Annotated in this window: 24 protein-coding genes; 8 read left to right on the top strand and 16 right to left on the bottom strand. The window is 65.8% G+C overall.

Translation table 11 applies throughout. From position 1 onward, the window contains the following. Positions 1 to 144: 144 nt before the first annotated feature. From GY937_07775 to GY937_07765, 3 genes are all read left to right on the top strand, one after another. A complete protein-coding gene (locus GY937_07775) occupies positions 145 to 1,155 on the top strand; it encodes a glutathione S-transferase family protein (GenBank protein ID MCP5056615.1) in 1,011 nt (336 codons plus the stop codon). A 169-nt stretch (positions 1,156 to 1,324) separates the two neighbouring features. Then, positions 1,325 to 2,008: a hypothetical protein gene (locus tag GY937_07770; GenBank protein ID MCP5056614.1), complete on the top strand. Its 684-nt coding sequence runs from the start codon at positions 1,325 to 1,327 to the stop codon at positions 2,006 to 2,008. Positions 2,009 to 2,201: 193 nt separating this feature from the next. Further along, positions 2,202 to 3,890, top strand: a complete 1,689-nt coding sequence (locus tag GY937_07765) for a diguanylate cyclase (GenBank protein ID MCP5056613.1) — start codon at positions 2,202 to 2,204, stop codon at positions 3,888 to 3,890. Here GY937_07765 and GY937_07760 read toward each other — a convergent pair. The 6 genes from GY937_07760 to GY937_07735 all read right to left on the bottom strand — a co-directional run bounded on the left by GY937_07760 (position 3,887) and on the right by GY937_07735 (position 9,703). Beyond that, positions 3,887 to 4,357 carry an SH3 domain-containing protein gene (locus GY937_07760; protein MCP5056612.1) on the bottom strand — a complete coding sequence of 157 codons (471 nt, stop codon included), beginning with the start codon at positions 4,355 to 4,357 and terminating at the stop codon, positions 3,887 to 3,889. The genes GY937_07765 and GY937_07760 overlap by 4 nt on opposite strands. A gap of 373 nt (positions 4,358 to 4,730) precedes the next feature. Next, a complete protein-coding gene (locus GY937_07755) occupies positions 4,731 to 6,806 on the bottom strand; it encodes a copper-translocating P-type ATPase (protein MCP5056611.1) in 2,076 nt (691 codons plus the stop codon). A 41-nt stretch (positions 6,807 to 6,847) separates the two neighbouring features. Beyond that, positions 6,848 to 7,132 (bottom strand): metal-sensitive transcriptional regulator, encoded by a 285-nt coding sequence (locus GY937_07750; protein MCP5056610.1) that lies wholly within the window; start codon positions 7,130 to 7,132, stop codon positions 6,848 to 6,850. A 58-nt stretch (positions 7,133 to 7,190) separates the two neighbouring features. After that, a complete protein-coding gene (locus tag GY937_07745) occupies positions 7,191 to 8,159 on the bottom strand; it encodes a WYL domain-containing protein (GenBank protein ID MCP5056609.1) in 969 nt (322 codons plus the stop codon). A 6-nt stretch (positions 8,160 to 8,165) separates the two neighbouring features. Then, positions 8,166 to 8,732 (bottom strand): elongation factor P, encoded by a 567-nt coding sequence (efp, locus tag GY937_07740; GenBank protein ID MCP5056608.1) that lies wholly within the window; start codon positions 8,730 to 8,732, stop codon positions 8,166 to 8,168. A gap of 59 nt (positions 8,733 to 8,791) precedes the next feature. Further along, complete coding sequence (locus GY937_07735; GenBank protein ID MCP5056607.1) at positions 8,792 to 9,703, bottom strand: acyltransferase family protein; 912 nt, start codon at positions 9,701 to 9,703, stop codon at positions 8,792 to 8,794. Between the two features lie 82 nt (positions 9,704 to 9,785). On the opposite strand from GY937_07735, the gene GY937_07730 reads away from it, so the two are divergent. After that, positions 9,786 to 12,020 carry a DUF3604 domain-containing protein gene (locus GY937_07730; protein ID MCP5056606.1) on the top strand — a complete coding sequence of 745 codons (2,235 nt, stop codon included), beginning with the start codon at positions 9,786 to 9,788 and terminating at the stop codon, positions 12,018 to 12,020. 114 nt (positions 12,021 to 12,134) lie between these two features. Here GY937_07730 and GY937_07725 read toward each other — a convergent pair whose 3' ends face one another. From GY937_07725 to GY937_07695, 7 genes are all read right to left on the bottom strand, one after another. After that, entirely contained in the window at positions 12,135 to 13,082 is a 948-nt protein-coding gene (locus GY937_07725; protein MCP5056605.1) for an electron transfer flavoprotein subunit alpha/FixB family protein, read from the bottom strand. A 26-nt stretch (positions 13,083 to 13,108) separates the two neighbouring features. Next, positions 13,109 to 13,891 carry an electron transfer flavoprotein subunit beta/FixA family protein gene (locus tag GY937_07720; protein ID MCP5056604.1) on the bottom strand — a complete coding sequence of 261 codons (783 nt, stop codon included), beginning with the start codon at positions 13,889 to 13,891 and terminating at the stop codon, positions 13,109 to 13,111. 169 nt (positions 13,892 to 14,060) lie between these two features. Beyond that, on the bottom strand, positions 14,061 to 14,762 hold the full coding sequence (locus GY937_07715; GenBank protein ID MCP5056603.1) for an MBL fold metallo-hydrolase: 702 nt from the start codon (positions 14,760 to 14,762) through the stop codon (positions 14,061 to 14,063). A gap of 29 nt (positions 14,763 to 14,791) precedes the next feature. After that, the gene (locus GY937_07710; GenBank protein MCP5056602.1) at positions 14,792 to 16,081 is read right to left on the bottom strand and encodes a VWA domain-containing protein; all 1,290 of its coding nucleotides are present in this window, start codon (positions 16,079 to 16,081) and stop codon (positions 14,792 to 14,794) included. A 41-nt stretch (positions 16,082 to 16,122) separates the two neighbouring features. Further along, positions 16,123 to 16,425 (bottom strand): antibiotic biosynthesis monooxygenase, encoded by a 303-nt coding sequence (locus tag GY937_07705; GenBank protein ID MCP5056601.1) that lies wholly within the window; start codon positions 16,423 to 16,425, stop codon positions 16,123 to 16,125. Between the two features lie 7 nt (positions 16,426 to 16,432). Beyond that, positions 16,433 to 16,744 (bottom strand): Rieske 2Fe-2S domain-containing protein, encoded by a 312-nt coding sequence (locus tag GY937_07700; GenBank protein ID MCP5056600.1) that lies wholly within the window; start codon positions 16,742 to 16,744, stop codon positions 16,433 to 16,435. A 5-nt stretch (positions 16,745 to 16,749) separates the two neighbouring features. Then, positions 16,750 to 17,466 carry a hypothetical protein gene (locus GY937_07695; protein MCP5056599.1) on the bottom strand — a complete coding sequence of 239 codons (717 nt, stop codon included), beginning with the start codon at positions 17,464 to 17,466 and terminating at the stop codon, positions 16,750 to 16,752. A 177-nt stretch (positions 17,467 to 17,643) separates the two neighbouring features. On the opposite strand from GY937_07695, the gene GY937_07690 reads away from it, so the two are divergent. The 4 genes from GY937_07690 to GY937_07675 are packed head-to-tail and all read left to right on the top strand — an operon-like array spanning position 17,644 to position 21,314. Continuing rightward, entirely contained in the window at positions 17,644 to 18,570 is a 927-nt protein-coding gene (locus GY937_07690) for an NAD-dependent epimerase/dehydratase family protein (GenBank protein MCP5056598.1), read from the top strand. Between the two features lie 53 nt (positions 18,571 to 18,623). Further along, positions 18,624 to 19,457 (top strand): acyltransferase family protein, encoded by an 834-nt coding sequence (locus GY937_07685; GenBank protein MCP5056597.1) that lies wholly within the window; start codon positions 18,624 to 18,626, stop codon positions 19,455 to 19,457. Then, complete coding sequence (locus GY937_07680) at positions 19,454 to 20,851, top strand: alkaline phosphatase family protein (GenBank protein MCP5056596.1); 1,398 nt, start codon at positions 19,454 to 19,456, stop codon at positions 20,849 to 20,851. Before GY937_07685 ends, GY937_07680 begins: the two co-directional genes overlap by 4 nt. Continuing rightward, on the top strand, positions 20,841 to 21,314 hold the full coding sequence (locus tag GY937_07675; protein ID MCP5056595.1) for a DUF1232 domain-containing protein: 474 nt from the start codon (positions 20,841 to 20,843) through the stop codon (positions 21,312 to 21,314). The genes GY937_07680 and GY937_07675 overlap by 11 nt, the downstream gene beginning before the upstream one ends. A 1-nt stretch (position 21,315) precedes the next feature. Here GY937_07675 and GY937_07670 read toward each other — a convergent pair whose 3' ends face one another. Genes GY937_07670 through GY937_07660 form a run of 3 tightly spaced genes read right to left on the bottom strand, consistent with a single transcriptional unit; the run spans position 21,316 to position 23,093 of the window. Next, positions 21,316 to 21,744 carry an acyl-CoA thioesterase gene (locus tag GY937_07670; protein ID MCP5056594.1) on the bottom strand — a complete coding sequence of 143 codons (429 nt, stop codon included), beginning with the start codon at positions 21,742 to 21,744 and terminating at the stop codon, positions 21,316 to 21,318. Then, entirely contained in the window at positions 21,741 to 22,577 is an 837-nt protein-coding gene (locus tag GY937_07665; protein ID MCP5056593.1) for a PD-(D/E)XK nuclease family protein, read from the bottom strand. The genes GY937_07670 and GY937_07665 overlap by 4 nt, the downstream gene beginning before the upstream one ends. Before the next feature lie 51 nt (positions 22,578 to 22,628). After that, the gene (locus tag GY937_07660; protein ID MCP5056592.1) at positions 22,629 to 23,093 is read right to left on the bottom strand and encodes an NUDIX hydrolase; all 465 of its coding nucleotides are present in this window, start codon (positions 23,091 to 23,093) and stop codon (positions 22,629 to 22,631) included. Positions 23,094 to 23,140: the final 47 nt, after the last annotated feature.

Raw genomic sequence — 23,140 nt, 5'->3', positions numbered from 1 at the left:
CGTCAAGTCAATCCGATACCGCTTCTTCGACATACGGGCCCCATGAATCGGCCCGCGACACGGCGAGAACCGATTGGCTGCGGGGGACGCAGTGCTTAGCATGACAACACTTCCGCCTTTGGTCGATACAAGGGACTAGACCCCATGACCATTGCAATCGTGGCGGTCGCAGCCGCACTCGCGTGGTGGCTCTGGGAGAAGTCGCGTCGCAAGACGCATCCGGTTCCGGCCTGCCTCCGAGCCGACATCACCCTGCCTCATGTGCAGGAATTCGAGCTCTATCACAACTCGCTCTCGCTCTGCTCGATGAAGTCGCGCATATGCCTCGCCGAGCTTGGTATCCAGTACGCCAGCCGACACATCGATCTGATCGAGACCGGAGCCTACGAGAACATCCGGCCGGCGCTCCTCGCAGTGAACCCGGCGGGCACGGTGCCCGTGCTCGTCCACGAAGGCCACCCCATCTACGAATCCCATGAGCAGATTCGCTACGCGGCCGGCCACGCGCCGCCGGATTCGCCGAGGCTCGTCCCCGACGACCCCGCGCTCGCAGCCGAGATGCAGCGCTGGATCGACCGGTCGTCGATCACCGACGACCCGCTCGAGCACGGGGACGAGAGCGCGGGCAACGCCGTGCCCGGCCTCACGGTTCCGATCTTCGCTGCGATGATCGACCGGATCGCATTCTGGAAGATCCTCGAAGGCCTGCTCTTCCATATCGATCGTCGACGGCCCGTCGTCTTCCTCGTTCTGAAGCTTCGCGGGCTCGCGGGCCTGGCGAAGCTGCGCCCGGTCGTCGCAGTCATCCGACGCAGCCACCGACAGATGGGGGAGCATCTCGACGCGCTCGAAGCGCAGCTGCGCGACGGCGGCGGGCCGTGGATCCTCGGCGAGGCCTACAGCCTCGCGGACGTGAGCTGGTCGGTGATCTTTGAACGACTCGCGCAGGTGGATTGCGAGCACGTCCACCTGCGCGAAGACCTGCGGCCGGAGTGCGCGGCCTACTGGGCGCGCCTCAAATCGCGCCCGAGCTACCGCGCCGCGATCCTCGAGCATCCCCATCCCACGATCGCGTACGGCACGAATCGTCTGAGGGAAGCCAAGGCCGCCGACCCCGCTCTGCGGGCCGCCCTCGAAGGCTCCGGATCGAGCTAGATCACCGCGTGGGAGTCAAGGAGACACGACGCCGAATTCGCTCGCGTGCGCGGTCAGTTTTGTGACTTTTCGCACAGAACCGGGCTCTTAGAGCCTCTATTGGGGGTTTCGTGACACACACCGGACCGCCAAGCCACTCACCTTCCAGATGGGATTGTTGGGGGCGAGCATGCTGCGCAGGACGAGTTGCGTTGGAAGTTGGGCTGTAAGCACGGCGGTTCTTGCGCTGCTTGCTTTCACATTGGGGCTGGCCCCCGCGATGGGTGCGCCGATCCTCGACCAGGATGCGACCGGTGCGCCGGGCTCCGCGCTCTGGGACGACAACGATTCGACCCTTGCGCAGGTCTTCACCGCCGGTGTGGATGGCCAGCTCGCGTCCATCGAGATCACATTGGAAGTCGTGCCGGACACGGGCTTCCAGTTTGTTGTCGCGCCGTTCAATCCGGCGTTCGATCCGATCACGAACCCGGTGCTGACCGGAATCGGGTTCGGCAGCGTCTTCTTTCCTGATACGACGCCCACGGGCACGACGCTGATCGACGTGTCGGGCCTGGCCATTACCCTGCAGGTCGGCGACATGCTGGTCTTCTTCGCCGAGCATGACGACGTCTTGTCAGTGGCCGGAGCTTCGGGCTATTCAGGCGGTGACGCGTATTTCGAGTGCCCGTCCGCCGGTGGCTGCGTCGATCCGCTGGGCCCGCCGGGTACCGTTGCACCGGGCAGGTCATGGTTTGCGGTGGATGAGGCGGGCGTCGGCATCCGGAATGTCGCGTTCCGGACCTTCGTCGTCCCCGAGCCCGGCCTGGCGCTGCTCGCAGGGTTGGCCCTGCTGGCGCTGCACACGCGCCGGTAGGCTCGATCCGTCAGCAGGCCCTCGAATCGAGGGTCTATTGGTGAACCGGCCTCTTCCCGGCCCTCCTTTCGCCGCGACAGGCCGAAGGCCCTCATCAGCCCTAAAGGCCGGGCTCCAATGGGACGAAATACCCCATGGAGGCCGCCGGGTCTCGCTTTCGTACGGCACGAATCCTTGCGGCCGGGGGGATCCATTGTCCGCGGCTCGTTGGCTCCACCCGTCTCGCAGCCTTCCCGCCAAACTCTCGCTCTTCGCGTTGGCGGCGACGCTGTTCGCATCGCTCACGGTCACGGCGATCTCCGTGCAGTCCATCGATTCCTTCCTGCGCGCCGAGATCGAGCAGTCGTTTCCAGAAACGCTCCGCACGGCGAGCTCCCAGCTCGACCTCTGGTATCAGCAACGCGAGCTCGATGTAGGGGTGTTCGCCAAGAGCGATATCCTGCGCCAGAACGTTCCGCGCCTCGAAGCTTCTGGAGGGGCTTCGGCCAGGGCTGAAGCGGAAATCGACCAATACCTCCGGTACGTGCTGAGCAGTTTTCCGCAGTACCGGGCGCTCTTCGTGGTCTCGGAATCCGGCGAGGTGGCGCGCTGGGTCGGCGACGAGGAGAACCTCCCGGAAGAGATGCTCGTCGAGATCATGAGCGCCGGGGATGCCGTGGCGCCGGTGAGATGGACCCATGGGCGCCGGGTTCAGGTGCTGTCGGTTCCGCTGCTTGGTGAACGGGAGCGTCCGATTGGAAGCCTGTTGGCGCTGCTTCGCATGAGCGAGCTGGATGATATGTTGAGTGGCCTCGAACTCGCGGACACCTGGCGGGCGCACGTCGCCGATCTTTCTCATCGGATCGTGTCATCGACCCATCGAGATGAGGTCGGGCGCACCCGAAGCACCCTGTTGCCCGCCCCGATCGAAGGTCGGCAAGTCTCGGATTACATCGACCTCGAGGGCGTCCGCGTCGTAGGCAGTCACACCGATTTCGGTCGCTTCGGCTGGATCCTGGCGCTTGAGGTCCCGTACGACGAGGCGTTCGCGCCAGTCGTCCAGAGCATCGGGCGTATCGCTGCCATCGATCTGGCCGTCGTCATCGTTCTTGCGCTCGCGGCATTTCGGATCGTCATGTCGATCACCGGACCGATCGAAGCGCTTTCCGAGGCAGCACTGCATATCTCCGAAGGGGGCGACCCCGCAGAGCTTCCCGCCGAGATCCGCCAGGATGAGGTCGGGATCCTCACCCGTGCCTTCCGCGCAATGACGACGAGTCTCGCTGCCAAAGCCGAAGAGCTGGAGGAGAGTCGCCAGCAGGTAGAAGAGGCGAACCGCGCGCTCACCGACAACAACGAGGAGCTACGGCGCGCCAACGAGGTGTTGGAGCAGCTCTCGATCTCGGATGGGCTCACGCGCCTGCACAACCACAGGTATTTCCAGGACCAATTGGCGAAAGAGGTTCGGCGGGCTGATCGCACAGGCGCACCGCTCGCCCTCGTGCTGGCCGATATCGATCACTTCAAATGCTGGAATGACGAGCTGGGCCATGCTTCTGGCGACCAGATCCTTCGCCAGGTCGCCGACGCGATGGCCGAGATCGTGCGCGATTCGGATCTACTGGCACGCTACGGCGGAGAAGAGTTCGCGGTTCTCGCGCCGGCTACAGAGCTCGACAGCGCCGTGGCCCTGGCGGAACGCCTGCGTCTTGCCATCGTTGAGACCGTTTTCGACGTCGAACCTGCGGCCCATGACCGAAAGGTGAGCGCTTCGTTCGGTGTCGCGCTCTTCGACGGCGATTCTGCGCGTTTGTTCTCCCAGGCCGACCGTGCGCTCTACGCAGCCAAGGAAGGTGGACGGGATTGTGTCGTGTCGGCAGGCGATCTGCCCGAGGTCGCCTAGCGCAGCAGGCTGCCGTGGATCCAGCCGACCGGCCCGAGTGAGGTTCGGACGAGCACCCACTCTTCTTCCTCCCTCGCCGGAAAGACCGGGGTTCCCGGGGACAAGACGGTCACGATGTCGTCATCGGTCGATGGGCCTGCCCGGAGGTTCACGCGGGCGCCGCGGACGAACCGAGCGCCAGGGACATCACGGACCTGGCGCGCTTCTTCGGAAACCAGCTCCGCCATCCGTCTGGCGCGATACACGAAGAAGATCGCCGCTCCGAAGCGCTCTTCACGGATCTGCAGGTCGGCCTCTTCGAGCTTGGAGCGGGCTTCGACCATGTCACTCGCTCGCCAGGGGGCGTCTTCCGCGGCGCGCTCGACCTCGATCCGGGCCTGGGCCAGGGATGAAACCGCATCGGCTCGGCCGTGACGTCCGCGCAGGCCCGACTCGACCGAGACCAGGGCTTCTTCAGCGCGACGCAAGTCGTCTCGCAACCTCTCGACTTCTCGTTGGAGTCGGTCGGCCCGCTCGTCTGCCGCGCGTCGATAGACTTCAGTGCCAATCGCAGGATCTGCAGTCGGGGCCGGCGCCGGGCTCGTGCACGCGCTCAGTCCCAGAATGAGAGCAGACGTAGTGGCCTGTCGGAGAGAGCGCCATCCCGGGTGCATGAGGGTGTTTCGACGGATGCGCCGCTGGCTTGAGCCGAGGGTGACGCAACAGGAGTGCACAACGGCCATCAGCAACACGAATGTGCAACTCGGAGCGCGGCAAATCTTCGCCTCTCAGCATTGCCCTACGCCGAAGAAGACTCGTGCCCGGTGTTCCCGTGTCGGGCGCCATCATGGTCGCTTCCGGTCAGGAACCGCCGATCGAAACGCTACGCAGACGCAGGGCGTTGCTGATCACGGAGATCGAGGAGAGGCTCATCGCGCCGGCAGCAAGCATGGGGGATAGCAGCCAGCCGAAGGCCGGATAGAGCGCACCGGCGGCGATGGGGATGGCCAGCCCGTTGTATCCGAAAGCCAGGAACAGGTTCTGGCGCAGGTTCCGCGCGGTGGCCTTCGCGAGCCGAATCGCCCGGGGCAAGCTGGCGAGGTCGCCACCGATGAGCGTGACATCGGCCGTTTCCATCGCGACATCGGTTCCGCTGCCGAGTGCGATGCCGACATTGGCCACCGCCAGAGCGGGGGCGTCGTTGATGCCGTCGCCGGCAAAGGCAACCATTCGCCCCTCCGCCTGCAACCGCTCGACCAGATCGGCCTTGTCGCCGGGCAGAAGGCCGGCGGCGATCTCGTCGATGCCGAGTTCCGAAGCGATGGCTCGGGCCGTTGTCTGGGTGTCGCCGGTAGCCATCACGATGCGGAAGCCGCGTTGCTGAAGCTCTGCGACGAGTTCACTGGCCCGCCCGCGAACCGGATCGGCGACTGCGATCGTACCGGCCAGGGCCCCGTCCACGGCGACGTGGACGACCGTGCGGCCCGCGGCTCTCAGGGCTTCCGCTGAATCCTGATTCACCGAGATTCCCCGGCTGGCCAGAAAGGCCTCAGAGCCAAGGGCAACCTCGTGTCCATCGACTCTTGCCGATACACCCTGGCCCACGTGGGCCTCGAAGGCTTCGGCTTCGGTCAGGCGAAGCGACCGTTCGTTGGCGGCGCGGACGATCGCATCGGCCAGCGGGTGCTCACTGCCGCGTTCGAGGCTCGCGGCAAGCTGGAGGAGTTCCGTCTCGTCGCGACCTTGCACGGCGAGTAGATCCGTCAGTTGGGGCCGGCCTTCCGTGAGCGTTCCGGTCTTGTCGATGACCAGGGTGTCGGCCTGGGCGAGCGATTCCAGCGCATCGGCCTGGCGGAAGAGAACACCGGCGCTGGCGCCGCGTCCCATCGCGACGGTAATCGACATCGGCGTGGCAAGACCGAGGGCGCAGGGGCACGCGACGATCAGGACGGCCACCGCGGCCAACACACCGTTGGCAAGGCGAGGTTCCGGGCCGACGGCAAGCCAGGCAAGCAGGGCGAGCGCCGCCGCGAGCACGACGGCGGGAACGAACCAAGCTGCCACGGCATCTGCCAGGTTCTGGGCCGGCGCCCGACTGCGCTGGGCTTCCGCAACCCGCGCCGCGATGCGTGAGAGGAGTGTTTCGGAGCCGACCCGACGCGCCTCCATGACGAGGGCACCGGTTCCGTTCAAGGTTCCCCCGACGAGCTCGTCGGCCTCCGCCTTGGCGACCGGAATGGGCTCGCCTGTGACCATCGATTCATCGACCGCGCTGGTGCCGGAAACCACCGTTCCATCGACGGGGATGGCTTCGCCGGGGCGCACACGCAACCGATCGCCGACATGGACGTGGCAGATCGGTACGTCTTCCTCCGTCCCGTCGTCTCCGATTCGAAGGGCCCGAGCTGGGGCGTGATCGAGGAGTGAGCGCAGGGCGTCGCCTGTACGACGGCGGGCGCGCAGCTCGATGACCTGCCCGAGCAGGACGAGAGTGACGATGACCGCCGCGCCCTCGAAGTAGACCGGTGGGTGCCCGTCGGGCCCGCGGAACGTTGCAGGAAAGATCTCGGGAAAGAGTGTGGCGATGAGGCTGGAAAGGAAGGCGATGCCCGTTCCGAGCGCGACGAGGGTGAACATGTTGCCCCGGCCGTTCAGGAGTGAGGCCCACCCCCGGGCGAAAAAAGGCGCGCCACCCCAGAGCACCACGGGCGCAGCCAGGGCCAGCTGGATCCAGGGAGAGGGCTCCCATCCGAGGCCCATGCCGCCCATCGTCAAGATCAACAGGGGGCCCGCGAGCAACGCGCAGACCCACAGGCGTCGCTGCATGTCATGGAGCTCGCCGTCGTCCTCGACATCTGCAGTCGGATCGGCCGGCTCCAGGGCCATCCCGCATTGCAGGCAGGGTCCCGGCTCCATTGCGCCAACGCCCGGGCACATCGGGCAGATCCAATCCCATCCAGATTCGGGGGCCCCGGAACTCATCGCCCGAGCCGCCCGAATTTCGAGAAGACGTCCAGCAGCTCATCCTTCTTGCGCTTGCGTTCCGCGGGGCTGCCGCTGGCGAAGGCCTGGGCCACGCAGGTCTCCACATGACTCCCAAGCACGAGCTTCCCCGCCTGGTCGAGGGCCGCCCGAACCGCGGCGATCTGCAACAGGACATCGACGCAGTAGCGCTCCTCGTCGATCATCCGCTGAATCCCCGCGACCTGCCCCGCAACCCGCTTGAGCCGCCGTTCCACCGCCGTCCGAGTGTCGTCATCCATACGGATACCTTATACCCCTATGGGGTATCAAGCAAGAACGCAACGGGCGGGGTCGGGTCTAGTAGCGGTCCAGGGTGGCGCGGAGTTCGCTGGTAACGGATTCGGCGAGCGAGGTGGGTTCGAGCACGCGCACGCCGGAGCCGAAGGAGAGGACCCAGCGGGTCAGCTCTTCCCCGGTTCCGACCTGCATACGGAGTTCGATGCTGCCGTCTTCGCGGGCCGTCATCTCCTGGCTTGGGTGCCAGGCATGCTCCTGGACATACAGGGCCCAGCGCTTTTCGAAGTGCAGGCGCACCGGCTCGGGCGGCTCGGCGACCACGCCGAATGAGGAGCCCGTGTAGGCGTCGAAGTCGAAATCCTCCGGCACTTCGAAGGGGCTTTCGGTCAGGCTGGCCTCCCGAACCCGATCCACGGCGAAGGTTCGCACCTCACCACTCTTGTGGTCGTGGCCGATCACGTAGAGGCCGCCGTTCTTGTACCAGACCCGGTAGGGATCCAGATTCCGCACGCTCACCTCGCCAGTGCGGCCGGTCTGGTACTCCATCGCGACGCAGCGGTGATCGAGGACGGCCTCGTTGAAGACGCGAATCACGTCTCGCAACTCGTCGTACTTCTTGTGGGGGCCGGGTTGGATGCGGAAGGAACTGCGGAGCTGCTCCAGAAAGGCCGTGAGTTCCGGCCCGAGGCTCGCGCGCACCTTGGCCATGGCCGAGTGGATCGAATCATGGAAGACCGTGCCCTCGAGGATGCCGAGCAGGTCTTCGCCGAACGCCAACGCGAGGACTTCGTCCGCCGTAAAGGGTGCGTCGCCGAGTTCGAAGGTCTCGTACAGCCGGTAGAACACGCGCCCGTCCCGCTTCTCACTGGTGACCGGGAAGCCCGCGTACATCAGGGCGTCGAGATCGCGGTAGACCGTGCGGCGTGTGACCTCGAGATCGCTGGCCAGGTCGTCGAGGCCGATTCCGTAGTGGCTACGGGTCAACCGCTGGATCAGACGCCATTGCCTTGCGAGCTGGTCGCCGCGCATCTGGCTCTACTTGTTCACCCGCTCCACGTATTCGCCCGTGCGGGTGTCCACGCGTACGACCTCGCCCTCCTTGAGGAAGAGCGGCACCTGGACCACCGCGCCGGTCTCGAGCGTCGCGGGCTTGGTGGCGCCAGAGGCCGTGTCGCCCTTCACGCCCGGGTCGGTCGTGGCGATTTCGGCTTGGATGAAGGCAGGAAGCTCGATGTTGATGGGCGTTCCCTTGTAGAGGATCACATCGATCTCGATGTTCTCTTTCAGGAACTTCACCGCATCCCCAACCTGCGCCTTCGAGAGCGACATCTGGTCGTAGCTCTCGTTGTCCATGAACACGAGATCTTCGCCATCCTGGTAGAGGTACTGCATGTGGCGCTCATCGATGTCGGCCTCGGCCACCTTCTCCCCCGAGCGGAAGGTCTTGTCGAGTACGCGGCCTGTGCGCAGGTTCTTCATCTTGGTGCGCACGAATGCACCGCCCTTGCCGGGTTTCACGTGTTGGAAATAGGTCATCACGAACGGCTCACCGTCCATTTCGATCTTGAGACCGTTCTTGAAGTTCGAGGTGTCGACGGCCATAAGCCTTTGGATCTCCAGGGAATTCGGGCGCGAGAGGGTAGCCGCTGATCGCCCCGCAGCTAGCTCCGGCGAAGGCCCTGGAGCATGCCCATGACCCGCTGGCGGATCTCCACGGCGGACCGTTCCGGTGGCTCCGCGAGGAGTTCCTCCGGGGCGATCGGCGGGCCGTAGGCGATGCGGTAGCTGACAGGAAGCGGGAGGAGCCCGAGCGGCCCGAACAATGGGAAGGTGGGCGTAATCGGGAGGCTTGGCAGCCCGAGTTGCCCCGCCAGCGTTTCGAGATTCGCGATCACCGGGGCCTGGCTCTCGGGGCCGAGCATCGCCACGGGTACGATCGGTACCTGCGCGAGGAGCGCCTCTTCGACGAAACCCGAGTGGAAGCGCTCGAGTTCGAAGCGAGAGCGGAAGCTCTTGCCGATGCCCGCCACGCCCTCGGGGAAGATCAGGACCCGATCGCCTCGGGCGAGCAGGGCACGAAAATTCTCGCGCGTGCCGATCACCTGGCCCATCGCCGAGTAGAACGGGCGCACAGCGGGGATCTGCTCGACGAAGCGATCCACCAGAGCGCGTAAGACCCGGGGCGGGTCGGTCTGCAGAAGGCCGTCCATGATGAGCATGGCCGCGTCGAAGGGGAGGACGCCGCCGTGGTTCGCAACCAGGATGACGGCGCCGTCCTGGGGGATGTGCTCGAAGCCCTGGCTGCGCACGCGGAACCAGCGCCGATACAGGAACTCGAAGAAGGGGCGAGCGCGTCCGATGGCTTCCGGGTCGAGGCCGAAGGGGTCGTCCAGGTCTTTCGGTGGACGCGGGGTGGGTAGGCCGGGCAGGGCGCCCTGCTCACGAAGTCGGGTGCGGAGTCCGTCGAGCGCCTCGTTCCAGAGCTCGGCCTCTGAGCTGGCGATCTCGAGCCGAGGGCGCCCGAGCATGCCGTCGACCAACTCTCCAATCGAGTCTTCGCCCGTGGGTGTCATCGACGGAGAAGGTATCGCCCGTGCGAAGGACCGCCCAGGCGGCCTACGCTACGCGTCGGATTGTCTTCCTGAAGGAGTCCCCATGTTGCGCCGCTCTCTCGTCATTCTCGGCCTTCTCCTGGCGGGGGTGCTCGGCTTTCTCCACTACGCGGGCACCGGCGCCGGTACGCCGGCGCCTCTTGGTGGGACACCGGAAGCCCGAGAGATCGCTCCGGCCGTCGTGGCCGCGCGGGCGGAAGCCGTGCAGAGTGCTGCGCACGAGCTTGGGGTCGCTCGCTCGAAGCAGATCTTGTTTGGCGATCTCCATGTGCACTCGACCTTCTCGTTCGACGCATTTCAGATGAGCCTGCCGATGGCCGGTGGAGACGGCGCCTACCCGGTGGCCGATGCTTGCGACTTTGCGCGCCACTGTGCCGGCCTGGATTTCTGGTCGATCAACGACCATGCGGTCACGCTCGGCCCGCGCCGCTGGGCCGAGACTGTCGACACGGTCCGCCAATGCAATGCCGTTGCGGGGGATTCGGAGAATCCGGATACGGTGGCGTTCCTCGGCTGGGAGTGGACCCAGGTCGGTACGACGCCCGATAGCCACTACGGCCACAAGAACGTGATCCTCCGGGATCTCGAGGACGAACGGATCCCGACCCGCCCGATCAGCGCTGGTATTCCGGGTGGAGCGGCTGAAGAGGGCATCACGGCCCCACCGCCGGTCGTACTGGGCCTCCTCAGTGTCGCGGCCTGGAAGACCGGCGGGCCGGAGTTCGCCGAATACCTCCTGGAGACGGGGGGATTCGTCGACTGCGAAGCGGACGTTCCGGTCCGCGATCTTCCCACCAACTGCAGGGAGATCGCGCCCACGCCGAAGTTGTTGTTCGAGAAGCTCCGCGATTGGAACCTCGCCACGCTCGTCATCCCGCACGGCACGACCTGGGGTTACTACACACCGCCGGGCTCGGCCTGGGACAAACAGCTTGTAGCGGGAATGCACGATCCGGAGGCGCAGCGTCTGATCGAGGTGATGAGCGGGCATGGGAACTCGGAGGAGTACCGTCCGTTCAGGGAAGTGATCCTCGGAGCGGACGGGTCGCGGACCTGTCCTCCTCCGACCGATTCCTACCTTCCCTCTTGCTGGCGCGCCGGTGAGATCATCCAGGCGCGCTGCGCAGCAGAGGGTGCAGGGGAAGAGGAGTGCCAGGAACGCGCCGCGGTGGCTCGCCAGCATTGGGTCGATGCAGATCGCAACGGAGGCGCCTCTACCGTTCCCGGCGTGGTGGCGACGGAATGGCAGGACGCCGGCCAATGTCGCGACTGCGAGATTCCGTCCTTCAACTACCGGCCGAAGAGCTCGGTCCAGTACATCCTCTCGCTCTCCGATCCGGAAGCTGAGGCCGACGCCGATCGCTTCCGTTTCGGCATCATCGCTTCGAGTGACAATCATTCGGGCCGGCCGGGCACCGGCTACAAGGAGTTCTCCCGCGCCGAGCTGACGGAGGCCCGGTTCGGGAATTTCGTGCACACTCCACTCGGAGCGCCGCCGGATCGCGAGCCGGTCGCCCACTCGGAGCCCGCCGCCACCGAGTTTTCCACGGCGGTCTTCTCGAGCTGGGAGACCGAACGTCAGTCCTCGTTCTTCATGACAGGCGGTCTTGCCGCGGTCCACTCGGAGGGGCGGAGCCGGGAAGAGATCTGGGATGCCATGCAACGCAAGGAAGTGTATGGCACCAGCGGCCCGCGCATCTTGTTGTGGTTCGATCTGTTGAACGGTCCGAACGGCAGCCCGGTTCCGATGGGTGGGCAGGTCGCGCTGGCAGAGCCGCCGATCTTCCAGGTGCGTGCGGTCGGCTCCTTCGAGCAGAAGCCGGGCTGCCCGGCTGACGCCGGTGCGGCGATGGCCCCCGGGCGCCTCGAACGCGTCTGCCAGGGCGAGTGCTACCACCCCTCGGACGAGCGTCGTCCGATCAGCCGTCTGGAGATCGTCCGCATCCTTCCCCAGGAGAATCCGAGCGAAGACGTGACGCCCCTGATCGAGGATCCGTGGCGGGTGATCCAATGCAGCGGCGATCCGTCGGGCTGTCAGGCGGCCTTCACGGATCCGGACTTCACGGGCCCGGAGCGTGATGCGGTCTACTACGTGCGCGCGATCGAAGCTCCGAGTCGGGCCGTACAAGCGGACCCGCTCGCCTGCACATTCGACGAGACGGGGCGCTGCGTTGCGACGTCGCCGTGCTCGGACCGCCCGTGGAGCGATGACTGCCTGGCCGAGACCGAAGAGCGAGCCTGGTCCTCGCCCATCTTCGTCGACTACCGGGGCGACTGACCGGCGTTGACTTCGGGGACGGGGTTTACAATTGACTTATCGGAAGGGGGCAAAGCCCCCTTCCGATGAGTCAATTGTAAACCCCGTCCCCGAAGTCAACGCCTCGCAGTGGGTCTAGCCCTTGGCCTCCTGGAGGGCGGCCGTCAGGGCGGGGATGACGTCGAAGAGATCGGCGACGACGCCGATCTGGGCGACCTCGAAGATCGGCGCGTCGGCGTCCTTGTTGATGGCGATGATGAAGTTGGAGCCCTTCATGCCGACCAGGTGCTGGATGGCACCGGAGATGCCGGCGGCGACGTAGAGCTTCGGCGTCACGACCTGACCTGACGAGCCGACCTGGTACTCGTGGGGCAGCCAGCCGGCATCGACCACCGGGCGCGAGGCGCCCATGGCGCCGCCCAGAACGTCGGCCAGGGGCTGGATGACCTCCTTGAACTTCTCCGGATCTCCCACGCCGCGGCCACCCGAGATGATGACCTCGGCTGCCGAAAGATCGACGCCCTTGGATGCGGCGACCTTGGTTTCGACGAACTTCGAACGCGCACCGGAGGTGTCGACCGAGAGGCTCTCGGTTCCACCGTCGCTGGAACCTTCGAAGGCCGGCAAGGCGCCCGGCTGGATCGTCACGACGGCCTTGTCTCCAGGCACGGCGATCCGGGCATCGAGTTTGCCGTTGAAGACGCGGCGAATGTAGGCGCCGTCCTGGAAATCGAAGACATCCGAGACGAATGCGATGTCCAGGCCCGCGGCGATGCGCGGAGCCACATCCCAACCACTCGGTGTGTTGGAGATGAGCACCACATCGGCACCCGAGGCATCGACCGCGGCGCGAATGGCTGCGGCGTAGCCCTCGACGTTGTAGTTGGCGAGCGAGGCGTCGTCGGCCACATAGACCGTGCCGCCGCCCTTCTTGGCGAAGCTCTCGGCCTCGCCGGCGATGCCACTGCCAATGACCAGGCTCTTGACGTCGCCGCCGAGCTTCTGGGCGAAGGCGGCCAGCTCGTAGCTGGCTTCGCGGATCACGCCGTCCTTGATTTCCGTGACGATGAGGATGTTGCCCATCGGTGTTCTCCTTGTGCAGGCTCCCCTTAGAGGAGGCCCAGCTCCTTGATCTTGCCAACGAGCTGGGTCACCACCTCGTCGGTCGAGCCTTCGATGATCTCTGCGCCTTCGCCGCGCACCGGTGCGTAGATCTTCTCGATCTGCGCCTTGGCGCCAGCTGCACCCACGGTGCCCGAAAGGCCGAGATCGCCCGCGCCCTTCGTATCCAGGGGCTTCTTCTTCGCGGCCATGATGCCCTTGAGTGAGGCGTAGCGGACCTGGTTCAGGCCAGACTGCACCGCGATCAAGCAGGGCTTGGCGAGGTCAACCACCTCGAGGGCGCCGCCCTCGAGCTCACGCTCGCAGCGGTAGCCGTCACCCTCGGGCTCGGCCTTCATGACGGCGGTGGCGCTCGGTACGCCCATCAGCTCGGCGAGCATCGGCGGCACAGCCGACGCGTTGCCGTCGTCGGACATCAGGCCCATCAGGACGAGATCCGGGCTCTCTTCCTTGGCCACGGCGGCCAGCACCTTGGCAATACCAAGGGCATCGGAACCGTCGATCTCCGCGTCCTTCACGTGGACGGCGCGGTCGGCGCCCATGCCGAGCGCCGTGCGCAGGGCCTGGGTCACACGATCGGGACCGATCGACACCACCACCACCTCGGCTTCGCCTGCATCCTTGATGCGCAGCGCTTCCTCGAGGGCGAACGTGTCGTAGCTGTTGATCTCGAACTTGATGCCATCTTCTTTGATCCAGGTGCCCGCGCCATCGATATCGAGACGGGCATCCTGGTGCGGCACCTGCTTCAGGCAGACCAGGATCTTCATGGGGACACAGCCTCCGGGTTACGGTCAAAGGGGGCCCGAGGCGCTCCGGTCCCAACGGGGGAGGGGGCTTCGAGCGAGGGCGGACGGTAACGGAGTGGGGGGCGCTTTTCAACAACCGCGGCGGGGGAAAGTGCCCCAGATCCGAGGGCTTACAGCCGCGAGACGAAGACTAGTGACCCATGAAACCGAGAAAGTCCTCGAGCCGCGTCACACGCAGGTAGGGATTCGTGCGTTTCTGCTCGGCCATCGTGGAGGACGGCTCGGTGGAATAGAGGTGGCCCGGGTAGAGAAGCGTCTCGTCCGGCAGCTTGCCCAGCTGGTTGTGAAGGCTGTCATACAGCGCTGTCGGGTCGCCTCCCGGCAGATCGACGCGGCCACAGCTGCCAAGGAAGAGGGTGTCGCCAGACACCAGGCTGCCGGGTCCATCCGCGGGTTCGACCAGGAAACACTGCGAGCCGGGTGTATGGCCGGGAGTGTGCAAGAGGCGGATGGTCATCGAGCCGAGCTCGATCGTATCGCCGCCCTCATGGCGCACGATGTCGTTCTCTGAGATGCCGGTCACCTGCCGCAACCCGTCGGCTTCCTGCTTGTTGACGTGCACCGGCACCGGCTGGCGCGCCATCAGCTCCGCGAGCCCCTCGATCTCCATACCGAAGATGGAACCGCCGACGTGATCCTGGTGGTAGTGCGTCACGAGTGCGCCAACCACGTTCATGTCGTCGGCCGCCGCCTGGTCGAGGAGTCCGCCGACATTCCAGGCGGGATCGACGAGGAGACACTCCCGGGTCTCACGGCTCCCCACCAGGTAGACCAGGTTGGCCATCTCGCCGGCGGGCATCTGATGAAAGTAGAGGTCGCTTGAAGGGCTCACGCTGTCTCCTGGTCGATGAGGGTGCACCATCAGCGTTGCGATCGCTCTTCCGCACGAATCTGGAGCTCCTTCGCGTGTTGGCGGCGAGCCTCCATCTCCGCGAGCGCCTCGATCTCTGCGGTTCGAGTCCGCAGCTTCTCGAGGTTCGTGGCCTCGGCGCCGGGCGGGCCGCTCGCCACGGCCGGTGGCGTTTCCGAAGGCGTCGCGCCGGGTCGATACTCCACGCGGCGCACGATCTCATGCTCCTCGTCGTCCCGGTCCCGGGCCAGGAAGCGCAGCTCGTTCGTGCCTGGTTTCAGCTCGACGAAGGCATCGAAGCTGCCGTCGGGAAACACGCGCAAGGCCCGGGCCGCTTCACCGGTCGTCACGTTGACGACCTCCAGGTGCGCGAGGCCCACGAGGTCGAGCTGGCGCAGGCGGTTCACGATGAGCCCCGGGCGGGTGACGGTCTCGAGCCGGCCAGACGTCCACCCGGTCATGCGGGCGAGCACCTCCAGGCCACTCTCGGCCTCGGGGCCGATTGCGAATGCGAACAGGCGGATCTCATCTCGGCCGGCTGCCACGGCCGCTTCAAGGGCGTAGCGCTCGGCTCGATTTCCGAGCAGAGGGCGCGTCGGTGCGCCGTCCGACAGGAACACGATCGAACGCAGTCGATCGTCCGGAAGGCCCAGAGGAGGGCGCAGGAGGTCGTGGGCCTTCTCGACGGCGGCCTGATAGTTCGTGCCCGCGGATTCCCAGAACAGATCGCGGGGAACGTCGGTCAAGGCGCGGGCCAACTCATTGCGTGTGGCGCCGAGCGGTGCGACCACCCGGGCCTCTTCGGCGAAGGTGACGACGCCGACGCGGAAGCGCGCCGGATCGAGACGGGAAGCCAGCGCACGGGCTGCCTCGAGTTCGGCGGCGAGGACCGTGTCCTCGAAATCCTGCTCGTCGCGCAATCGCTGCACGAGCGGCGTTTCGCCTGTCTGCTCGATGAGCCACTCGATGAGTGCGGGGTCCGTCCTGCCCGAGGGGCCGTCGCCGTCGAGCTCGAGGCCGGAATCGAGCAAGGTGCTCTCAGAAACGTCGAGGGCGATGACGACGTCGTGGCCATCGCCGCGCCGGCTGCCGCCATGGCCTCGCACCTCGAAGAGCGGATCGTCGGTCGTGTCCTCGGCGAGGGCCGGCGCATCGATCTCCAGGAAAGGGTGCGGGGCCTTCGCGATCGGCGGGCCGGCGGCCCGCACGGGAGAGGGGCCGGCGGCGGGCGTCAGCATCAGAGCGAGCAGCAGGAGCGGGTGAACCAGGCAGCGAGCATCCACCCAGGGATCATCGCCCACGAAGGCCAAGCAGGCGACGGGAGGGGTTCTTCCGCAACCTGCTAGAGCACGACCTCGAAGCCCTCGAACTGGGGAGGGCCGAGGTAGGTGCCCTGGGGCGCCCGGCCCCGGGCGTGGGCCTTCCGGAAATGCTCGGATTCGGTCCAGGCCGAAAAGGCCTCCTGGCTCTCCCAGACGGTGTGGGAGGCGTAGAGGACGGCCTCGTCGTCCGCCGGCCCCTTCAGCAGCTGGAAGGTGCGAAAGCCCGGCACCTCTTCCAGGTACGAATCCCGACTGCGCCACAGCTCCTCGAAGACTTCCTCGCTCCCGAGAGCGATGCGAAACCGATTCATCGCGATGAACATTGTCTTCTCACTCCTCGTCGTGAAGATTCACCCGCAGCAGTTCGCCCTGGAGCTCGACCTGATAGACCTGGACCTCGTTGCCATCGTCGAAGCCCTCGCCCGTGCGCACATGATAGGCGTAACCGTGGATGGGGCAGAGCACGCATTCGTCATCGAGCATGCCTTCACCCAGGCTGCCGCCCGCATGGGGGCAGAGATCGTCCATTGCGAAGTAGCCATCGGCGGTGCGTCCGATGGCCAGGTAGCGCCCACCCATCCGAAAGGTCTTGATCTCGCCTTCTCGAAGCTTGGACGCCGGTTCGAGGCTATGCCAGCCCACGTTGGCTACGCGGCGTCGCCGAGCGTCTTGAGGAGCCAGGCTTCCAGCGTTGCGAAGACCTCGGCCTCCACTTCTTCCGCCGTGCGGCCGGATTTCTTCGCGACCTTGAGCGCGTGGTCGGCTTCGTCGATCACATGCAGTTGCACCGGCGCGCCGACCCGTCCGAGTGTGGTTCGCAGCGACGGAAGGTCGCAGTGGCGGTCCTTGTTGCCCTGCAGGAAGAGCATCGGGTTGATCACCCGCCATAGACGGTCGGCCTGGAGGTCTTGCGGTTTGTCCTGCTTGTGGAGGGGGAAGCCCAGGAAGAAGATGCCTTCGATTCGCAACCGGGCGGTCGCCGCGTGGGCTGCGGCCATGGCGCCGACGTTCTTGCCGCCGATGAAGACATGCGCCGGAGCCGCGGTCGGATCCCGGCCGAGCAGGTTCACGGCTGAATGAAAGGTGCGCTGCAGGATGCGCGGATCATCGGGCTTCTTCTTGCCGGCCTGCTGGTACGGGAAACAGAAGCGCAGGGTCAGATATTTTCGCTCGGTCAGGGAGCGCTGGAGGCCCTCGATCAACGGGTCATCCCCGGCCTGGCCCTGGGCGAGGACGACACTGATTCGCGAGCCCGTAGGCCACCACTCGGGAACGCCGAGCACACCCTTCACCGATTCCAGACCGTGGACCGGTTCTGAAAGCGGAATCTCGATGTCTTGATATTGCGCTTCGGCCAGGGCCAATCGGTGCCCTCCTGTCCCCCGGGGTGCTGCTTGCAGGCGTGCGCTGCGCGGGGGAGGCAATCTGGGGCCCCGCGCCCCGGAGTTTTGCCGCCGCGCAGGATACCGGTTCGAAGCGGCAGGGGTAGTGGGGCCCTCATCATCTCGATACCCTCGTGGCCGCAACCCCTCGGGACCCCTATGGAAAAAGTCCTCATCACCGGCATCGCCGGTGGCCAGGGACGGCTGTTGGCCAGTCGTTTGATGGCCAACTTCAAGGTCTGCGGCGTGGATTGGGCTCCCTGGCGGGGAGCTCCTGACGAAGTCTCGGTCTACAGCCTCGATCTGCGCAAACGCAAATTCGAGGACGTGATTCGGACCGAGCGCCCGGATGCAATCGTCCATCTGGGCATGATCCGCCACTTCAAGGGGGACCCGAAACGCCGCCATGATGTGAACGTCCGTGGCACGAAGCAGCTGCTCGATCACAGCATCGAATACGGGGTTCAGAAGGTCGTGGTCGTCTCGAGCGGCTACGTCTACGGCGCCTTTCCGGAAAATCCCTTCTACCTGGATGAGGAGCAACCGCTCTCCGCCAGCCGCAGCTATCCCGAAATTCGCGACCTGGTAGAGGTCGATAGCCTCGCCAGCGCTTTCTTGTGGAAGTACCCGCATATTCGCACCGCGGTGTTGCGGCCGGTCAACGTGCTCGGTGCGAATGTGAGCGCGACGATCGCCAACTTCCTGCGACGTGAGCGCGTGCCGACCGTTCTCGGTTTCGATCCCATGATGCAGTTCATGCATGAGGCCGACATGACCGAAGCGATCGCCCAGGCCCTCGAGCAGGGCCTGCAGGGCGTCTTCAATGTCGTGGGGCCGGGGCAGGTGCCGCTTCACACGGCGATTCGTGAGACCGGGGGCCGAGCGACCCCGATCCTGGAGCCGCTCTTCCGTCCGGCGATCCGGATGCTCTTCGGCGCGGGTGTCGTGCCCTGGCCGCCCGGTGCCCTGGATTATTTGAAGTTCCCGGTGACGCTTTCTGGCGAGCGGTTTGCCGAGGCAACGGGCTTCCAACCTCTCTTCGGGTTGGCCGAGACGTTCGCCAGCCTGCGAGAGGGGCGTTCGTGATGGCGGAGCGAAACGGTTGGCTCGATTCGATCGGCGATGTGGTCGGTGCGGCGATGCCGTCGGCGGTGCGTGATCTCCAGACAGAGATCGCCGACAGGATCCAGAAGATCCCCACCACCTTGAACGAGTTCGGCTACGACGCTTTCGGGTTGCACCCGGAGACCGCCAGCAAGCAGATGCTCACGTCTGCGCTGGCCTATCAGTACTACTTCCGCGTGGAGACGTACGGCATCGAGAAGATCCCGACGGGTGGCGTCTTGCTGATCGCCAATCATGCAGGCCAGCTTCCGTTCGACGGCATGATGCTGGTCATCTCCATGTTGCTCGAGGCTGAACCTCCGCGGCTGGTCCGGGGCATGGGCGAGTATTTCATTCCCCAACTGCCCTTCATGAGCTGGGCGGCCGAGCGCGGTGGCAACCTCGTCGGAACGCCGGAGAACTGCACTGCGCTCCTCGAAGCGGGGGAGTGCGTGATGGTGTTCCCGGAAGGTGCTCGCGGGATGAACAAGACCTTCGACCGACGCTACCAACTGCAGCGCTTCGGCCAGGGCTTCCTGCGCCTCGCGCTCGAGGCCGGTACGCCGATCGTTCCGGTCGGGATCGTAGGTTCGGAGGAGCAGAACCCGGGGCTCGCGAACCTCGAATCCCTGGGCAAGTACCTCGGCCTGCCCGCCTTTCCGATCACGGCGACCTTTCCACTCCTCGGGCCCCTTGGGATGCTGCCGCTGCCCGTAAAGTACCGCATCCATTTCGGGGAGCCGCTTCATTTCGACGGCAAGAGCACGGATGAGGACGAGGTCATCCAGCGAAAGGTGGATCGGGTGCGTGCCGCGATCGACGAGCTGCTCGCGGATGGCCGTGAGCAGCGAGAAGGGGTGTTCCGATGAAGTGGGCGAGGCCGTTGGCGCAGCTCAGCCTCGGGTTGTTCTGGGTGGGATGTATGGCGGAGACGTCGGGCCCGGAGATCCAGGCCCGTTTTTCGGCGCCCGGTTGGGAGGCTCCGTCCGCCGGTATCCCCTCCGTGTTGGTGCTGGCGAGCGTGTCGGGCCTCACTCCGGAACTGCACAGGGTTGGCGGCCCGATGCCGACGCTCGCAGCCCTGGCAGAAACAGGCGTGGCGGCCGAGCGTGTCGAAGTCGTGATGCCCGAGAGCGTCTATCCGGTGCATGCCACCTGGGTAAGTGGTCGTCGTCCCCGAGACCACGGAATTCTGGGTGACCGGTTGATCGGTGAGCGCGGGTTGCGCCGCAGCCGGCCCTGGCACGCCAGCCACGCTCGTAGCCGAACGTTGTGGGATGCACTCGATGGGAAGGTGCTGGCGTTGGATTGGCCCTCGACCCAGGGCGCGCCGCTGGCCGCTGTCTTGCCCGACGTGCAGCCGACCCGGCGCGACGAGACCTGGCTCTCTGCAATTTCCGATTCGACGACGCCCTGGCTGCTGGCTCTCGCGACAGCCGCCCCAGAAGCCGTCGCCAAGGCTGGCCCGGAGCGGGATCGCTTCCTCGTCGAGGCGGCCTGCACCGCGTTGGCATCCTCTGAGCGCCCTCGGCTCTTGTTGGTGCGGCTCCGCGGGCCCGAACGTCCGCTGCTCGAACAGGGCCCTCATGCCGCGGATCCTGCCTTCACCGAGGTGGACGAAGCCTTGACCCGGTTACTCGGCTGCCTGGACGCAGGCCCGGGGCTGTCGGAATCGGCAGTGATCGTGGTCGGCGATCGTGCCCTTCAACCGGTGCATACGGCTGTCCGTCCGAACCGTGCGCTGGCCCATGCGGGCCTTTCCGGCGAGGATGCCTGGCAGGCGTTGGTGCGTTCCAACGGCGGGTCGGCCTTCGTCTACGCGAAAACCCCCGAGTCTGCATTGCAGGCGCGGAAGGTCCTCACCGAGGAGGCCGACGCGACAGGGGCCTATCGGGTGGTTTCGGCTGAAGAGATGATCGCGAACGCCGCAGACCCGGAGGCCTGGTTCGGCCTCGAGGCAAGCCCTGGCTTCGTCTTTCTGGACGGCGCCCGCGGGCCCCTCGTCGCTCCCTCGCCGCAACGCGCTGCCGCCGGCTATTTCGCGCCGGCGACGAACTCGCCCGCCTTCGTTGCCTGGGGGCGCGGCGTTCGCGGTGGCATCGTTGCACCGAGCCTGCATCAGCTGGATGTCGCGCCGACTCTCGCGCACCTGCTCGAGACGGACCTGCCGGATGCCGAAGGCCGTGGTTTGATCGGCTTGCTTCGGGTCCCAGGCTCTGTGGCGGCCGCGCCGCCCGAAGAGGAGGCCGCCGATGAGCGCTAGTCAAGGCGACGGTCGCACGCCCTCCGTCGAGATCGAACTCGGGAGCCGGGAGCAACGCTTCTACGATCGCATTCGCGGACAACTGCAGGCACCGGTCCATGGTGCGTCGACCGGGCTGAAGGACATCCTGCTCCTGCTTCCGGATCTCACCGTGCTGATGTTCCGCTTGTTGCGCGACGAGCGGGTGGCGGTCGGAGACAAGGCCATCGCCCTGCTCGGGATCGGCTACGTGCTGTCACCCGTCGACCTGATCCCAGAGTTCCTGTTCGGCCCGTTTGGCCTCATCGACGATGTGCTCGTGATTTCCGCGACACTCTCCCGGCTGGTCAACCACGTTCACCCGGACATCGTCCGCTCCCACTGGGCCGGCCAGGGAGACGCTCTCGATGCGATCCAACGCCTCACTGGCTGGGCTGAAGACCAGTTCACCGGCCGTCTGGGAAAGGTCGTCCCCGCTGGTTGACTTATTTGGCCAGGAGGGTGCGCATCTGTTCGCGGTCGGTGGCGGGAATGCGGCGCACGCGGCCCTCGGTATCGACGAGGGCGTGCTCCGTGGCGCCGACGGCGAGCAGGCCGTCGGGGCCTTCCAATCGGTAGGCCATGCGCAAAGAGGCGCCGCGGATCCACTCGAGCCAACACGCGATGCCGACTTCCTCATCGAAACGTGTGACGCGCTTGTAGTCGACTTCGACCCGGGTGGTGGCGAAGTGTCGATCCTCGGCCACGTACTCCCGGTAGGGGCGGTGGTGCTCATCCATCCACCGGATGCGGGCGAGCTCCAGGTAGCGCACGTAGTTGGAGTGGTGGACGACGCCCATCGCATCGGTCTCGTAGAAAGGCACGCGGTGCAGGACGGTGCTGACGGCGGCAGAAGAGGGGGGCGCTTCGATCACTTGCCGCCGCTGGCTCCGGCAAACAGGTCGGGCTGATCGGGCTGCTGGGGAGGCTCGTCATCGCGTTCATGGGCAAAGGCCGGGCACGCGCCGCGGAACTCGCACCAGCCGCAGAGCCCGGATTCCTTGGGCTCCCACGTTTCTTCCGTTCGGATCGCGTCGATGGCCAGGCCCGTCTTACGCTTCAACCGGTCGCGTTGGGCATCCGAGCGACACGAAACCCGGGTCTGGTTGTTCATGACGAAATGCCAGACCAGGCGAATCTCACCTTCCTCGCCCATTTGATCGCGGATGCCGAGTTCGTAGAGGCCGAGCTGGCGATCCTTGTCCAGCTCTTCCTGCCTGGGAACGCGCCGCCCGGTCTTGAAATCGTGGATCTCGAGTACGCCATCCTGAGCGCGCACCAGGCGGTCGATGATGCCCCGGATCGGATAGCGGCCCGCCGCGTCGATCCGAAATTGGATCTTCGTCTCGAGCCCGAGGGTCTCGTCCGCATCGAAGGGGTAGTGCTTCCGGTAGTAGTTCTCGATGCAGCGGGTTCCGTTCTTCCGGTAGGCCTCCGCATCCATCTCCTTGCGAACGATCCGGATGCGATCCGCGTCGTAGTGCTCGGCGAAGAGCACGTGGTAGCGATAGATCACCTGCTCGAGGGAGGGAACCATGCCTCGGTCGACGAAGGTGTAGAGGCGCTCGAGGACCTCGTGGACGCGCTTTCCCACGAACGCCTCGATGCCTTCGGACTCGACGGGAAGCTTTTCGACGTACCGGTAGTAGTACTGCCGCGGACAGTTCTCGAAACAGTTCAGGCTGGACGGACTGAAGGTCTTTTGCACCCGATTTCGCTCTTCTACGCCGGTGGAGGGCCGAGGCTCTGGGTTGGGCGATCAGGTGCCCGAGGGGTCATGCGAGCCTAGCAGCCGCTGGGCCTCACCCACCACGGCTCGCTCGCCTTCAAACGTGAGCCGTTCCTGCGCGGTGTCGAGGCTGCACCAATGAACCTGTTCCATTTCGCCGTCGAGGGCCTGGCACTCGCCGGAAACGAACTCCATCAAGAAGTAGTGCACGACTTTCGGTATGAAGCAGCCGCGGGCTTCGTGCCAGAAGGCGTAGTGGACGGGCTCGAGCGGCAGGAGGATCCGCGCCTTCACCCCGACTTCCTCGGCGACCTCCCGGACAGCGGCCTCTTCCAGGCTCTCGCCGGCCTCCAGATGGCCCTTTGGCAAACGCACATTGCGCCGGCCGGTATTCCAATCCACCTGGTCGGCGATCAAGATCTCGGTCTCCGAGCCAGTCGGGCGGGTCACGACGCCTCCGGCAGAGAGTTCCGCCTCGGCCTGCGATCCACTCACGCGGGCCTCCGCCCACGCGCTAGAATCCCTTTTCGGGGCTCCGGGTT

The organism is bacterium (genome assembly GCA_024228115.1).
GTDB lineage: Bacteria > Myxococcota_A > UBA9160 > UBA9160 > UBA6930.
This window is presented reverse-complemented; position numbering and strand designations above follow the sequence as displayed.